General features: G+C 65.5%; 11 protein-coding genes. All 11 read left to right on the top strand.

Translation table 11 applies throughout. The annotated features are described in order from the left end of the window. Positions 1-41: 41 nt before the first annotated feature. The 11 genes from hflK to glnA all read left to right on the top strand — a co-directional run bounded on the left by hflK (position 42) and on the right by glnA (position 12,309). A complete protein-coding gene (gene hflK / locus ACUTR7_RS12295; protein ID WP_012206811.1) occupies positions 42-1,436 on the top strand; it encodes an FtsH protease activity modulator HflK in 1,395 nt (464 codons plus the stop codon). Positions 1,437-1,448: 12 nt separating this feature from the next. Further along, the gene (hflC, locus tag ACUTR7_RS12290) at positions 1,449-2,339 is read left to right on the top strand and encodes a protease modulator HflC (protein WP_012206810.1); all 891 of its coding nucleotides are present in this window, start codon (positions 1,449-1,451) and stop codon (positions 2,337-2,339) included. A 200-nt stretch (positions 2,340-2,539) separates the two neighbouring features. Then, entirely contained in the window at positions 2,540-3,688 is a 1,149-nt protein-coding gene (locus tag ACUTR7_RS12285) for an ATP phosphoribosyltransferase regulatory subunit (RefSeq protein ID WP_012206809.1), read from the top strand. A gap of 39 nt (positions 3,689-3,727) precedes the next feature. Further along, a complete protein-coding gene (locus ACUTR7_RS12280; protein ID WP_012206808.1) occupies positions 3,728-5,104 on the top strand; it encodes an adenylosuccinate synthase in 1,377 nt (458 codons plus the stop codon). Positions 5,105-5,147: 43 nt separating this feature from the next. Further along, entirely contained in the window at positions 5,148-5,672 is a 525-nt protein-coding gene (locus ACUTR7_RS12275) for a phosphoribosyltransferase (protein WP_012206807.1), read from the top strand. Positions 5,673-5,856: 184 nt separating this feature from the next. After that, positions 5,857-7,089 (top strand): YncE family protein, encoded by a 1,233-nt coding sequence (locus ACUTR7_RS12270; protein ID WP_012206806.1) that lies wholly within the window; start codon positions 5,857-5,859, stop codon positions 7,087-7,089. After that, positions 7,089-7,907: a polysaccharide deacetylase family protein gene (locus ACUTR7_RS12265; RefSeq protein WP_445608935.1), complete on the top strand. Its 819-nt coding sequence runs from the start codon at positions 7,089-7,091 to the stop codon at positions 7,905-7,907. The genes ACUTR7_RS12270 and ACUTR7_RS12265 overlap by 1 nt, the downstream gene beginning before the upstream one ends. Positions 7,908-7,946: 39 nt before the next feature. Then, the gene (locus tag ACUTR7_RS12260) at positions 7,947-8,927 is read left to right on the top strand and encodes a sterol desaturase family protein (protein ID WP_012206804.1); all 981 of its coding nucleotides are present in this window, start codon (positions 7,947-7,949) and stop codon (positions 8,925-8,927) included. A gap of 15 nt (positions 8,928-8,942) precedes the next feature. Beyond that, positions 8,943-9,842 (top strand): EI24 domain-containing protein, encoded by a 900-nt coding sequence (locus ACUTR7_RS12255; protein ID WP_043782572.1) that lies wholly within the window; start codon positions 8,943-8,945, stop codon positions 9,840-9,842. Continuing rightward, on the top strand, positions 9,839-10,657 hold the full coding sequence (locus ACUTR7_RS12250) for a competence/damage-inducible protein A (RefSeq protein WP_012206802.1): 819 nt from the start codon (positions 9,839-9,841) through the stop codon (positions 10,655-10,657). The genes ACUTR7_RS12255 and ACUTR7_RS12250 overlap by 4 nt, the downstream gene beginning before the upstream one ends. 236 nt (positions 10,658-10,893) lie before the next feature. After that, positions 10,894-12,309 (top strand): type I glutamate--ammonia ligase, encoded by a 1,416-nt coding sequence (gene glnA / locus ACUTR7_RS12245; protein WP_012206801.1) that lies wholly within the window; start codon positions 10,894-10,896, stop codon positions 12,307-12,309. The last annotated feature ends 13 nt before the right edge of the window (positions 12,310-12,322 follow it).

The raw sequence follows: 12,322 nt of genomic DNA, 5'->3' as shown, positions 1-12,322 counted from the left end.
ATTGGGTCCCTGTCTTTACCGAAGAAACCGAGACTTCTCGCATGAATCTTTCACAACGCGCCCATCGCTGGGCGATGCTGCCGCAGCGCCTTCGCGGGATGTTCAACCTGAATGATCCGCGATGGGGACGCGGCGACGACAAGAACGACGATGCTTCGCGCCCCGATGCCGACCGTCCCGCGCCGCCGCCCCCGCCTGCGGAGCCTGCACGCGACAACCGCGACAGCCGTGACAACCGCCCCTCGTCGGGCGGCGGCCAGCCGCCTGATCTGGATGAGCTGTGGCGCGACCTCAACCGCAAGCTCTCGGGCCTGTTCGGCGGCAAGCCGGGCGGCGGCCGTGGCCAGCCGCCCATCCGCAATGGCGGCGGCAGCCAGCCGCCGGACATGCGCAGCGCCGGCATGGGCGTGGGCCTGATCGCCGGCATTGCCTTCATCATCTGGATGGGCACGGGCATCTTCATCGTCCAGGAAGGCCAGCAGGCCGTCATCACCCAGTTCGGCAAGTACAAGAGCACGGTGGGCGCCGGCATCAACTGGCGGCTGCCGTACCCGATCCAGCGCCATGAACTGGTCTTCGTGACGCAGATCCGCTCGGCCGACGTGGGGCGCGACACCATCATCAAGAGCACGGGCCTGCGCGAGTCGGCCATGCTCACCGAGGACGAGAACATCGTCGAGATCAAGTTCGCCGTCCAGTACCGCCTGAGCGACGCGCGCGCCTGGCTGTTCGAGAGCAAGAACCCGTCCGAGGCCGTGGTCCAGGCCGCAGAGACTGCCGTGCGCGAAGTCGTCGGCAAGATGAAGATGGACACGGCGCTGGCCGAGGAGCGCGACCAGATCGCCCCGCGCGTGCGCGACCTGATGCAGACCATCCTGGACCGCTACAAGGTGGGCGTGGAAGTCGTGGGCATCAACCTGCAGCAAGGCGGCGTGCGTCCGCCCGAGCAGGTCCAGGCGGCCTTCGACGACGTGTTGCGTGCCGGCCAGGAGCGTGAGCGTGCCAAGAACGAAGCGCAGGCCTACGCCAACGACGTGGTGCCGCGCGCAGCCGGCTCGGCGGCGCGCCTGCTGGAAGAGTCCAACGGCTACAAGGCCCGCATCGTGGCCCAGGCCCAGGGTGATGCGCAGCGCTTCAGCTCGGTGTTCACCGAGTACCAGAAGGCTCCCCAGGTCACGCGCGACCGCATGTACCTGGAAACCATGCAGCAGATCTACGGCAACGTGACCAAGGTGCTGGTGGAATCGCGCCAGGGCTCCAACCTGCTGTACCTGCCGCTGGACAAGATCATGCAAGGCGTGAGCGGCAATGTGCCGGCAGCCGACAGCTCGGCGGCCCCCAGCACCCAGGCGCCTGCGCCTGCCGCCATTCCCGGCCTTTCGAACGATGCGCGCAGCCGCGACAGCAGTCGCAGCCGTGACCGCGAAGCACGCTGAGGAGCAGCCCAAGTGAACCGAGTTGGATTTTTCATCACCAGCATTCTTCTGGCGCTCGCGCTGCTCAGCTCCATGCTGTTCGTCGTCGATCAGCGCCAGTTCGGCGTGGTCTATGCCCTGGGTCAGATCAAGGAAGTGATCACCGAGCCGGGCCTGAACATCAAGATGCCGCCGCCGTTCCAGAACGTGCGCTACATCGACAAGCGCCTGCTCACGCTGGACAGCACCGACACCGAGCCCATGCTCACTGCCGAAAAGCAGCGTGTGGTCATCGACTGGTACGTGCGCTGGCGCATCTCCGATCCGTCGGAGTACATCCGCAATGTGGGCCTGGACGAGTCGGCCGGCGCCATGCAGCTCAACCGCGTGGTGCGCAATGCCTTCCAGGAGGAAATCAACCGCCGCACCGTGCGCGAACTGCTGTCCAGCAAGCGCGATGCGCTGATGAACGACGTCAAGCGCGAAGTGCTGGAGACCGTGCGCGGCGCCAAGCCCTGGGGCGTGGACGTGGTCGATGTGCGCATCACGCGCGTGGACTATGCCGAGACGATCACGGAATCGGTCTACCGCCGCATGGAAGCCGAGCGCAAGCGCGTGGCCAACGAGCTGCGCTCCACCGGCGCCGCCGAAGGCGAGAAGATCCGCGCCGAGGCCGATCGCCAGCGCGAGATCACCATCGCCAACGCCTACCGTGATGCCCAGAAGATCAAGGGCGAGGGCGATGCCGAGGCCGCCCGGACCTACGCCGAGGCCTTTGGCAAGGACCCGCAGTTTGCGCAGTTCTACCGCAGCCTGGAGGCCTACAAGGCCAGCTTTGCCAAGAAGAGCGATGTGCTCGTGCTCGATCCTTCGCAGACCGATTTCTTCAAGGCCTACCGCAGTGGTGGAAGCTCTGGAAAATAAGCGCGCCTGAGCGGCAATGCCGCCCGGTCCCTGCACGGCGCCCCTGTTGGGGCGCCGTTTTTTCTTGCGCCGCCGCTGTCGCCCGTGCACCGAATCGATTCGGAATACCGAACACCCGCCGTGGGCCTTGGGTCACCCCCAATTTGGGCTGGCCCGCAACAGCCGGTAGAATCACGTTTTTAACAGCCTCCCCCTTTTCCATGTCTGCTTGGGTCCTGCCGGATCACATCGCCGATGTCTTGCCTTCCGAGGCCCGGCACATCGAAGAATTGCGTCGAGGCCTGCTCGATACAGCGCGTGGCTATGGCTATGAACTGGTCATGCCGCCCATGCTGGAGTACCTCGAATCCCTGCTCACCGGCACAGGGGAGGCGCTGGACCTGCAGACCTGCAAGCTCATCGACCAGCTGACAGGCCGCACCATGGGTCTGCGTGCAGACACCACGCAGCAGGTGGCCCGCATCGACGCCCATCTTCTCAACCGCAAGGGCCTCACGCGCCTGTGCTACTGCGGCCCCGTCGTCCATGCCCGCCCTGACCGCCCCCGCGCCACGCGCGAGCCGCTGCAGTTCGGTGCCGAGATCTACGGCCACCAGGGCATGGAAGCCGACCTGGAGGCACTGCACCTGGCGCTGGACTGCCTGCGCAGCGCAGGCGTCACCAACATCAATGTCGATCTGGCCGATGTGCGCATCGTGCGCAGCCTGCTGGCTGGCGTGATGGTGGACATGCAGGTGCTGCGCGGCGTGCACGCTGCGCTGGCCGCCAAGGATGCGAGCGAACTCGAGCGCCTCACGCGCGACTTCCCTGCCGCCTCGCGCGAGGGACTGATGGCCCTGCTGCAGCTGTACGGCGGCATCGAGGTGCTGGACCGCGCCGAGAAGCTGCTGGCCCGCACCGCAGGCGTGCAGCCTCTGCTGGACCAGCTGCGCTGGCTGGCGCAGCGCCTCGAAGGCGTGAGCGTGAGCTTCGATCTGGCCGATCTGCGCGGCTATGCCTACTACAGCGGCACGCGCTTCGCCATCTATGTGCCGGGTGCCAGCGATGCGCTGGTGCGCGGCGGCCGCTATGACGAGGTGGGGGCGGTCTTTGGCCGCAACCGGCCCGCCGCCGGCTTCAGCCTGGACATCAAGCAGCTCGTCGCCGTCGTGCCCGAGCGCCCGCTCAAGGCTGCCATCCGCGCGCCCTGGGGCGACGATCCCCAGGTTGCGGCTGCCATTGCTGCATTGCGCCGGCAGGGCGAGACCGTGGTCTGCGTGCTGCCAGGGCATGAAAGCGAAGTGGACGAATTCCACTGCGACCGCGAGCTCGTGCAGGTTGCCGGGCAGTGGGCCGTGCAAGCCATCTGACGCATTTGTCAATTTCTTCGGATTTCATCGGATTTGAATATGAAAGCTACCAAAGGTCGCAACGTGGTCGTGGTCGGCACCCAGTGGGGTGACGAAGGCAAGGGCAAGCTGGTGGACTGGCTGACCGAAAGCGCCCAGGGCGTGGTCCGCTTCCAGGGTGGCCACAACGCTGGCCACACGCTGGTCATCAACGGCGTGAAGACCGCACTGCACCTGATCCCCAGCGGCATCATGCGCCCCGGCGTGAAGTGCTATATCGGCAACGGCGTGGTGCTCTCTGCCGCCAAGCTGTTCGAGGAAATCGAAGGCCTGGAGAAGGCCGGCGTGCAGGTGCGTGACCGTCTGCGCGTGTCCGAAGCCTGCCCGCTGATCCTGCCTTTCCACTCGGCGCTGGACGTGGCGCGCGAAGCTGCGCGCGAGCAGGGCGGCACCGAGAAGATCGGCACCACCGGCCGTGGCATCGGCCCCGCCTACGAAGACAAGATTGCCCGTCGCGCACTGCGCGTGCAGGACCTCAAGTACCCCGAGCGCTTCGCCACCAAGCTGCGCGAACTGCTGGCCCTGCACAACCACATCCTGGTCAACGTGCTGGGTTCGAAGAACTTCACCTTCGGTGACGCGCTCAAGCCGTACATCAAGGATGGCGAAGTGCAATTCGACGCGGTGTACGAAGAGGCCATGCGCCATGCAGAGCTGCTCAAGCCCATGATGGCCGACGTCTCCCGCGAGCTGAACGCCGCGCACGCCGAAGGCGCCAACCTGCTGTTCGAAGGCGCGCAGGGCACGCTGCTGGATGTGGACCACGGCACCTATCCCTATGTCACCTCGTCCAACTGCGTCGCCGGCAATGCGGCTGCAGGCTCGGGCGTGGGCCCCGGCATGCTGCACTACATCCTGGGCATCACCAAGGCCTACTGCACCCGCGTGGGCGGCGGTCCTTTCCCCACCGAACTGGATTGGGAAAAGGAAGGCACGCCGGGCTGGCACATGAGCACCGTGGGCGCCGAAAAGGGCGTGACCACCGGCCGCTCGCGCCGCTGCGGCTGGTTTGACGCCGCGCTGCTCAAGCGCAGCGCCCAGGTCAACGGCCTGTCGGGCCTGTGCATCACCAAGCTCGACGTGCTCGACGGCCTGCAGGAACTGCTGCTGTGCGTGGGCTACGAGCTCGATGGCGAGAAGATCGACCTGCTGCCCATGGGCGCCGACGAGATCGCCCGCTGCAAGCCCATCTATGAGTCCATCCCCGGCTGGACCGATTCCACCGTGGGCGTGACCGACTACGACAAGCTACCGGCCAATGCCCGCCGCTATCTGGAGCGCATCGAGGAAGTGACGGGCGTGCCCATCGCCATGGTTTCGACCAGCCCCGACCGGGATCACACCATCCTGATGCAAAACCCCTACGCCGCCCAGTGAACCACTGGCGGCTGAACCCCAAGATTGAACCAGGAGCCATTCCATGCTGACGGAAGACGGTCAACACCTGTATGTGAGCTACGACGAATACCACGGACTGATCGAAAAGCTCGCGATCAAAGTGCACCAGTCCGGCTGGGAATTCGACACCATTCTCTGCCTGGCCCGTGGCGGCCTGCGTCCCGGTGACATGCTCAGCCGCATCTTCGACAAGCCGCTGGCCATCATGTCCACCAGCTCCTACCGCGCCGAAGCCGGCACGGTGCAGGGCCATCTGGACATCGCGCGCTTCATCACCACGCCCAAGGGTGAGATCGCCGGCCGCGTGCTGCTGGTCGATGACCTGGCCGATTCGGGTCACACGCTGAACGCCGTGATCGCCATGCTCAAGACCAACTACCCGCCGATCACCGAGCTGCGCAGCGCCGTGATCTGGACCAAGGGCCTGTCGGCTTTCACGCCCGACTACTCGGTGGACTACCTGCCGACCAACCCCTGGATCCACCAGCCCTTCGAGCACTACGACACCCTGCGTCCCGAAAAGCTCATGGAGAAGTGGAAGATCTGATCGCCACTGCGCCTTTGGGTGCATGCCAGCGAGAAGGGAGCCTGTCGGCTCCCTTTTTCGTTGTGGCGGGTATTTCCATGCGCCGTTGTCATGCCTTGATGCAAGTCATGGATTGGCGCGCTTGCCGCGATATCTCGGGCCAACGTCGCGCAAATGTCGGTTTTTTGCACAGCAGCAAAAGCCGATGCCCCAGAGCGTCCGAGGGGCTGATTGGCGCAGCTACACTGCGCAGATTCTCAGAAGGTGGTGCTTTGTGAAACGTCTTTCCGTCGGGCGCTTGAGCGCGGCTGTGGCTTTGGTTGTGGGCGGCGGTGCGCTGGCCTGGCTGGCCGTGGCATCCCTGCCCGGATCCAAATCGGCCCGCGCGGCCTCGGCCACGTCTGCTGCCGTGCAGGCGCAAGCCGCATCGGCCCAGGCGGCCGCCGTTCCTGCCGCGCCTTCCGTTCCCTCGGCTACGGCAGCTCCCGCGGCCCCGGTCGCGCGTGTCACGCCGCCACCGCAGACCCAGGGCCCCACGCCCATCTTTGTGCTCAACTCGCTTGATGCCAACATCAGCATCGTGGACCCGGTCACCTGGCAGGAGACGGCACGCATTCCCACGGGCAAGGAGCCGCATCACCTGTACCTCACGCCGGACGAGAAATCGCTGGTCGTGGCCAATGCGCTGGGCGACACCCTGACCCTGGTCGATCCGCGCACGGGCGAGGTGCAGCGCGTGATCCGCGACATCATCGATCCCTATCACCTGCGCTTCAGCCCGGACATGAAGTGGTTCGTCACGGCGGCCAACCGCCTCAACCACATCGACATCTACCGCTGGGATGGCCAGAACCCGCAGCTGGTCAAGCGCGTGCCCACGGGCAAGACGCCCAGCCATCTCTGGATCGATGCCAAGAGCACGACCATTTATTCCACCATGCAGGACAGCGATGCCCTGGTGGCCATCGACATCGCCACCCAGACCATCAAGGCCCGCGTGCCCACCGGCCCCATGCCGGCCGATCTCTATGGCAGCCCGGACGGCACCAAGCTGTTCATCGGCCTGACTGGCAGCGATGGCGTGGAAGTGTTCGACATCACCGGCCCCGAGCCGCGCAGCGTGGCCCGCATCAAGACAGCCGCTGGCGCCCACGCCATGCGCGCGGCCGGCGACGGCCGCCACCTGTATGTGAGCAACCGCGTGGCCAACACCATCAGCAAGATCGACATGCAGACCAACCAGGTCGTGGCCAACTACCCGGCACCGGGCGGCCCCGACTGCATGGACGTCTCCGCCGACGGCCGCTACCTGCTGGTCAGCTCGCGCTGGGCGCGCAAGCTGTCGGTGATCGACACCGTGGAAAAGAAGGTGGTCCAGCAGGTCAAGGTCGGCAAGTCGCCGCACGGCGTGTGGACGCTGGCCCACGCGCAACGCTGATGGACCGCCGTCTCTTTGCGCAATCGCTGGCCGGTACGGCGGCTTTCGGCCTGCTGCGCCCCGCCTTGGCGGCAGGGCAGGGCACAGGCTGTGCCAAGACCGCGTATCTGACCTTCGACACGGGCCACATGGGCATTGCCGACCTGGTGGCCGATGTGCTCAAGCGCCATGCGGTGCCAGTGACGTTTTTCGCGGCCAACGAGCCCACCCAGCAAGGCGAGGGCAGCCTGGGCGAGACCTGGGCGCCCTGGTGGCGCGCACGCGCTGCCGAAGGCCATGAATTCGCCTCGCACACCTACGACCACATGTACTGGCGCGGTGATCTGCGCGCCGCGAAGAACGGGCCGGTCACGGGTTTTCGCGTGCGCCCCTCGGCAGGGCCTCGCGCCAACGAGAACTTCACGGTCGATGCGGCAGGCTATTGCGACGAGATCCGCCGATCCGCACAGCGGCTGCAGCAGATCACGGGGCGAAAGCCCCTGCCGCTGTTCCGTGCGCCCGGCGGCAAGACCTCGCCCGCGCTGCTGGATGCCGCGCGGCAGGGCGGCTACATGCATGTGGGCTGGGCCAGCGCGGGTTTTCTGGGCGATGAGCTGCCCAGCGACCGCTACCCGAATGCGCAGCTGCTGGCCCAGGCGCTCAAGAACATCCGCAGCGGAGACATCCTGCTGGCCCATCTGGGCATCTGGTCACGCAAGGACCCCTGGGCACCTGCCGTGCTGGAACCTTTGGTCACGGGCCTGCTCAAGCAGGGGTTCTGCTTCCGCACACTGCGGGAGCATCCCGACTATCGGGATTGGGTAGCAAAATTCGCATAGTGTCCGCGCGCGCAGCGCGGCGGGCGATGGGAGCGTGGTGTGGACTGGTGGATTCAGTGGTTCGGTAATGCGCAGCAGCGCCTGTTCGAGGGCGTTGTTCAGCCCCTGCTGTTCGGCCTGGGGCAGGCCAGCCTGCTGGAGGACGCCTATGGCGCCACGGGCTGGCTGCTGGTGGGCCTGCTGCAGATCTTCATCATGGTGGCGGTGATCGCGCCGCTGCAGTACTGGCGGCCCGTCGAGCCCGTCACCGACCGGCGCGCCATCCACGTGGACATCATCTACACCGTGGTCCACCGGCTGGGCCTGTTCCGGCTGGCCCTGTTCTTCACGCTGGACCCGCTGTGGGACGAGCTCATGGGCCGCCTGCATGTCTGGGGGCTGCCGAGCTTTCACCTGGACGGTGTCTGGCCCGGCGTGACCGATCTGGCCTGGGTCAGCCTGATCATCTACCTGCTGGCCTTCGACTTCCTCGACTACTGGATACACCGCGGCCAGCACAGCATCGGCTGGTGGTGGAAGCTGCATGCGCTGCACCACTCGCAGCGCCAGATGACGGTGTGGAGCGACAACCGCAACCACCTGCTCGACGATGTGATCCGCGACACCATCATCGTGCTCGTGGCCCAGCTCATCGGCGTGGCGCCAGGCCAGTTCGTGGCCATCGTGGCCTTCACCCAGCTCAGCGAGAGCTTCCAGCACGCCAACCTGCGCGTCTGGTTCGGCACCATCGGCGAGCGGCTGTGGATCAGCCCGCGCTTTCACCGCCGCCACCACGCCATCGGCATTGGCCACGAGCCCATGGCGCCCGTGCGCAACAAGAAGGCGCATGGCAACAACTTCGGCGTGCTGCTGCCCTGGTGGGACATGCTGTTCGGCACCGCCAACTTCGAGCTGCGCTTCGATCCCACCGGCGTGCGCGACCAGGTCCAGCCCAATGCCCAGGGCCAGCTGCGCGACTACGGCCAGGGCTTTTGGGCCCAGCAATGGCGTGGGTTCCTAAGGTTGATGGGTCGCGCTTGAGGCTGGGCTCGGGGTATGCTTGCCGGCATGGGCTTGCTACTCGATTCCTTCTGGCGTGCGACGGCGTATTGCCTGCATAAGCGGGTGATTGCATGGTCGCTGTTTCCCTTGCTGTTCATGGCCATCACGGCCTGGCTGCTGGGCTATTTCTTCTGGGCCGATGCCGTCGTCTGGACGGAAGGGGTCCTGCAGGGCGTGGGCTGGCTGCACACCGTCTGGTCCTGGATGGGCGTGCAATCGCTGCCCGAGCTGGTGGCGCCGGTGCTGGTCGTGCTCTCGGTCACGCCGGTGCTGGTCGTGGTCTCGCTGCTGCTGGTGGCGCTGTTCATGACGCCGGCCCTGGTCGAGCTGGTGGCCCAGCGGCGTTTTCCCGCGCTGGAGCGCAGGCAGGGCGCCACCCTGGTCGGCAGCCTGGTGTGGTCCGCAGGCTCTTCGCTGATTGCCTTGATCGCGCTGCTGGTGTCGGTGCCGCTGTGGTTCGTCCCGCCCCTGGTGGTGGTGATCCCGCCGCTGATCTGGGGCTGGCTGACCTATCGCGTCATGGCCTTTGACGCGCTCTCTGCCCACGCCAGCAAGCCCGAGCGCCGCAGCCTGTTCCTGCGCCACCGCCTGGCGCTGATGCTCATGGGCGTGGTCTGCGGCTATCTGGGCGCGGCGCCGGCCATTGTCTGGGCCTCCGGCGTGGTCTTCATCGCGGCCTTCTGGATACTGATTCCGGTGGCCATCTGGATCTATGCGCTGATCTTCGCTTTCTCCTCGCTGTGGTTTGCCCACTTCTGCCTGGCCGCGCTGCAGCGCATGCGCGAGGAGGAACCGGCGCTGCCCGACACCCCCATCGTGCCCTACGCTCCCGACGCGCCGCTCGGAGCCGGCGCGGCCTCTCCCCCCTCCACCCCGCAAGAAAAGACCTCATGACCCTTCAAGTAGGCGCACTCATCATCGGAGACGAAATCCTGTCGGGCAAGCGTGCCGACAAGCACCTTCCCAAGCTGATCGAGCTGTTGGGCGCGCGTGGCCTGTCCCTGGCCCATGCCGAGTACGTGGGCGATGACCGGGCGCGCATCACCGACGCCCTGCGCCGCGCCTTCGCATCGCAGGCCGTGGTCTTCAGCTTTGGCGGCATAGGCGCCACCCCCGACGACCACACGCGCCAATGCGCGGCCGAGGCCCTGGGCGTGCCGCTGGCACTGCACCCGGAAGCCGTGGCCCTGATCCGCGAGCGCATGCGCGATGTGGCCACCGAAGAAGGCAAGCCCTACGAACCCCAGCGCGCCGACAACCTGCACCGGCTGCAGATGGGCAACTTCCCCGAAGGCGCGCGCATCATCCCCAACGTCTACAACAAGATCCCGGGCTTTTCCTGCTCGGGCGCAGCGGGCACCGTGCACTTCGTGCCCGGTTTCCCTGTCATGGCCTGGCCCATGGTCGAGTGGGTGCTGGAGCAGCGCTACGCCAAGCATTTCCACAGCACGGTGCAGCGGGAGCATTCGGTCATCGTCTACGGCGGCATGGAGGCCACGTTGACCCCGCTGATGGTGGCCATAGAGCGCGACCACCCGGGCGTCAAGGTGTTCAGCCTGCCCAGCGTGGATGATTCCAAGCACGGCCGGCACATAGAACTTGGTGTCAAGGGCGAAGCTGGTGCCGTCACCAAGGCCTGGCCCACGCTGCTGGAAGGTTTGCACTCATTTGGTGCAAGTCTTGGCCCTGAATTGGTGCGTAATATCTGATTTACGGGCCGGTCCCTGAATCTGCACCGATTTGGTGAAGATGCCGGGCGGTGGATCGAATGCCGACAGAGGCCTCAATGTCATCCACAAGCCCTTCCCAAGGCGGCAGAATCACGGGGCTGGCGCGCCAAGCAGGTGCCAGTCTGCAGGCATGCACTCAATGGATGCAGCCTGGCACGCAAACTGCTTAAGAGTATTTATCTTTTTTGATCAGCCAGATTGGCAGGAGAGATCTGATGGCAAAGACCGTTGCAGACGTGTTGAACATGGTGAAGGAGAACGAGGTCAAATTCGTGGACCTTCGTTTTACGGACACCCGTGGCAAGGAGCAGCACGTCACGGTGCCGGTGTCGCACTTCGACGAAGACAAGTTCACCTCGGGCCACGCCTTCGACGGCTCGTCGGTGGCAGGCTGGAAGGGCATTGAAGCATCTGACATGCAGCTGATGCCCGATCCCGCTACCGCGAACATCGACCCCTTCTTTGAAGAGACCACGCTGTTCCTGCAGTGCGATGTGATCGAACCCGGTGATGGCAAGGCCTACGACCGCGATCCCCGCTCCGTGGCCAAGCGCGCCGAAGCCTATCTGAAGGCATCGGGCCTGGGCGACACCGCCTACTTCGGACCCGAACCCGAATTCTTCATCTTCGACGGCGTGCGCTGGAACACCGAACCCGGCAGCACCTTCTACGAAATCGAAGAGTACGAAGCACCCTGGAATTCGGGCGCCAAGTTCGAATCCGGCAACCGCGGCCACCGTCCGCGCAACAAGGGCGGCTACTTCCCCGTGCCCCCCGTGGACAGCACCCAGGATCTGCGCGCCGAAATGGTGCTGCTGCTCGAACAGCTGGGCATTCCCGTCGAAGTGTTCCACCACGAAGTGGCTGGCGCCGGCCAGAACGAGATCGGCACCCGCTTCAGCACCCTGGTGGAGCGCGCCGACTGGACACAGGTCATGAAGTACGTGATCTGGAACGTGGCCAACACCTACGGCAAGACCGCCACCTTCATGCCCAAGCCCTATCCGGGCGACAACGGCTCGGGCATGCACGTGCACCAGTCCGTCTGGAAGGATGGCAAGAACCTGTTCGCAGGTGACGGCTACGCCGGCCTGTCCGACTTCGCGCTGTACTACATCGGCGGCATCATCAAGCACGCCCGTGCCCTGAACGCCATCACCAACCCCGGCACCAACAGCTACAAGCGCCTGGTGCCCGGCTTCGAGGCTCCGGTCAAGCTGGCCTACTCGGCCAAGAACCGCTCGGCATCGATCCGCATCCCCTACGTGGCCAACCCCAAGGGCCGCCGCGTCGAGGCACGCTTCCCCGATCCGCTGATGAACCCCTACCTGGGCTTCTCTGCCCTGCTGATGGCAGGTCTGGACGGCGTGGAAAACAAGATCCATCCCGGCGAAGCCGCGACCAAGGATCTGTACCACCTGCCCCCGGAAGAGGACAAGCTGGTGCCCACGGTCTGCCACAGCCTGGACCAGGCCCTGGAAGCGCTGGACGCGGACCGCTCGTTCCTGACCAAGGGCGGCGTGTTCTCGGACAGCATGCTCGATGCCTACATCGAGCTGAAGATGGGCGAAGTGACCCGTTACCGTCAGGCCGTGCATCCGGTCGAGTACGACATGTACTTCTCGCTGTAAGGCGAGTCGGCAA

Source organism: Delftia sp. NA_296.1 (assembly GCF_052692095.1).
Note: the sequence above shows the minus strand (reverse complement) of the source record. Positions and strands in the feature narration are given on the sequence as shown.

Excerpts from the sequence above, each read along its gene's own strand:
- hflK (WP_012206811.1), top strand. The coding sequence starts at position 42 with ATGAATCTTTCACAACGCGCCCATCGCTGGGCGATGCTGCCGCAGCGC.
- ACUTR7_RS12285 (WP_012206809.1), top strand. The coding sequence starts at position 2,540 with ATGTCTGCTTGGGTCCTGCCGGATCACATCGCCGATGTCTTGCCTTCC.
- ACUTR7_RS12280 (WP_012206808.1), top strand. The coding sequence starts at position 3,728 with ATGAAAGCTACCAAAGGTCGCAACGTGGTCGTGGTCGGCACCCAGTGG.
- ACUTR7_RS12275 (WP_012206807.1), top strand. The coding sequence starts at position 5,148 with ATGCTGACGGAAGACGGTCAACACCTGTATGTGAGCTACGACGAATAC.
- ACUTR7_RS12270 (WP_012206806.1), top strand. The coding sequence starts at position 5,857 with ATGCCCCAGAGCGTCCGAGGGGCTGATTGGCGCAGCTACACTGCGCAG.
- ACUTR7_RS12265 (WP_445608935.1), top strand. The coding sequence starts at position 7,089 with ATGGACCGCCGTCTCTTTGCGCAATCGCTGGCCGGTACGGCGGCTTTC.
- ACUTR7_RS12255 (WP_043782572.1), top strand. The coding sequence starts at position 8,943 with ATGCTTGCCGGCATGGGCTTGCTACTCGATTCCTTCTGGCGTGCGACG.
- ACUTR7_RS12250 (WP_012206802.1), top strand. The coding sequence starts at position 9,839 with ATGACCCTTCAAGTAGGCGCACTCATCATCGGAGACGAAATCCTGTCG.
- glnA (WP_012206801.1), top strand. The coding sequence starts at position 10,894 with ATGGCAAAGACCGTTGCAGACGTGTTGAACATGGTGAAGGAGAACGAG.